The organism is Prevotella sp. 885, from assembly GCF_002265625.1.
Classification (GTDB): domain Bacteria; phylum Bacteroidota; class Bacteroidia; order Bacteroidales; family Bacteroidaceae; genus Prevotella.
Genome location: NZ_NOVE01000121.1, coordinates 1 through 1442 on the forward strand (window position 1 = coordinate 1; position 1442 = coordinate 1442).

General features: G+C 40.4%; 2 protein-coding genes. Both read right to left on the reverse strand.

Annotated elements, in window-relative coordinates:
* Positions 1 to 42: 42 nt before the first annotated feature.
* Positions 43 to 1011 carry an ISAon1 family transposase gene (locus tag CHL74_RS15335; protein ID WP_254923349.1) on the reverse strand — a complete coding sequence of 323 codons (969 nt, stop codon included), beginning with the start codon at positions 1009 to 1011 and terminating at the stop codon, positions 43 to 45.
* Positions 1012 to 1021: 10 nt separating this feature from the next.
* Positions 1022 to 1384: an ISAon1 family transposase N-terminal region protein gene (locus tag CHL74_RS15340; protein ID WP_094882014.1), complete on the reverse strand. Its 363-nt coding sequence runs from the start codon at positions 1382 to 1384 to the stop codon at positions 1022 to 1024.
* Positions 1385 to 1442 lie beyond the last annotated feature (58 nt).

Here is a 1442-nt window from a genome sequence, read left to right on the forward strand (position 1 = left end):
GGCTCAAATAATATTGTTGTGTTTTTAACAATCTGCATTTCCTTATGCAAATAACTGTTTTACCCTATAAAGATAGAACTTCAGATCATTCACTCCTCTGAATTCAGCCCTGAATGTTTTTAGCTTGCAGTTGAACGATTCGGCACTGGCGTTAGTTCTTTTGTCATTGAAGAAATTCAGTATTCTGTCATAATGGTTTTGAAATGTCTTGATGACTGTATTAAACTCTTCACAGTTCCATTGCTCAACCTGATTAAACCATAATGCGAGTTTGGGTCGTGCCACGTCCTTGTTATCATAATCCGAATATATCTTACCCAATCTTAAAGCAAGATAATAGAACTCTTTCATATCCGGAAATCGACAAAATAGGACCTTGGCTCTTTCTGCCTGTGATTCGGTCCAGTCATTCGGCTTTCTTACAAGCAACCTGCTGCATCTTACCATAAGCTGCTTAAGAGTGTCTCCACAGCTTAATATTTCAGGCTTGTATTCAAGCCCTTTCTCCTTGTACAAAGCACGCATGCGATTATCCTCCGCCATCACTTCCCAACGGTGCTTTATACGTAAGTCCTGAAGAGCATCATACATAAGTTTCTGCACATGGAATCGGTCTACGATCTGCTCTGCATTGGGAAAACACTTACGTACTATCTTATACATAGAGTTTGACATGTCCATGGTAACAGACTTGACCATTGCACGTTTGCCGACAGGAAGACGCTGTAACTTCTTGATTATAAAGTCTGATTTCACTCCCTTTACCATTGCAACCAGCGTACCCTTCCTCCCGTGCCCGTCCTTGTTGGTCACAATTGTATACAGTTCTCCATTGCTCAGTGAAGACTCGTCTATGGCAAGATGTTCGCCGAGATTGCAGGCATAAAGGGTAAACTCTTCTGAATGTTTTTTCTGATTCCAGGAGTGAAATCCGCTCAGATGGTTCTTGTAGTAGTCATTTAGGACATTTGCCTTCAAATGCGTAAACTCTGCTACACTCTTGATGCTCACTGCATGGGTATCAAGGTAATTCTTTTAAAAAAGCTCCGAACTCAGCGGTAATTCTGGTTCCGGATGCAACAAGATTCCAGTCGCGGCTATAGCTCTTGCCCGTAGACTTGTCAAGCCATCTGCGTCGCTTTATCCTAAAATACATGGTATGGTCACGGACGGGAAAATCTGTGACTGTTATTGGCTTGTGAAAACCATTGGAAATTAAAGGAAGGCCTTGTAAGTTTTCAGGCACAATATCTTTCTCAACTAAGACCAACATAAAATAATCTCCCATATTGGAAGCTTCTGTTATATCGAAATAGTCAAGGAGTCCTGCCGGAAGAAATAAGGACAATACGGATTTGTAATCTATGGGCTGAGTTCTATTCATGACGCAAAGATAAACAATAATATTGAATTGTTAAAAACACAACAATATTATTTGATTC

What these genes read in the sequence shown, in the direction of transcription:
- CHL74_RS15340 (WP_094882014.1), bottom strand. Translation starts at nt 1,384, where the DNA reads ATGAATAGAACTCAGCCCATAGATTACAAATCCGTATTGTCCTTATTT.